The sequence below is a fragment of the Streptococcus sp. UBA3373 genome (genome assembly GCF_002360305.1).
GTDB classification, from domain to species: Bacteria; Bacillota; Bacilli; order Lactobacillales; family Streptococcaceae; genus Streptococcus; species Streptococcus alactolyticus.
On sequence record NZ_DEQF01000025.1, the window covers coordinates 10,809 to 11,106 of the forward strand.

Genomic DNA, 298 nt, shown 5'->3' on the forward strand with positions numbered 1-298 from the left:
GAAAATCAAGCTGTCTTCGATTTCCAAGGAAATGCTTTACGTGGCATCAAAGCCTTTAATTACTCTAATCTAACAAATCTCCTTCAAAACAATAGCTTTGAATGGGATGGTTATACCGAAAGTCCATCATCTTGGAATGTTTGGAAAAATGGCCAAATTTCTGGGATTAAGACCGAAGTTTATGATAATACGCGTTATAAACTCAGCTTCTGGTCAGACAAAGCATATGAAAGTTCTATCTATCAAACAGTAGGAAATCTCAGCTCAGGTACTTACAAATTAAGCATCGATGCTATGG

General features: G+C 36.6%; 1 pseudogene. It reads left to right on the forward strand.

Features of this window, described 5'->3' with window-relative positions:
* Window positions 1-298 (forward strand): annotated as a pseudogene (locus B3R79_RS03765) (endo-beta-1,4-galactanase); the annotation flags it as partial.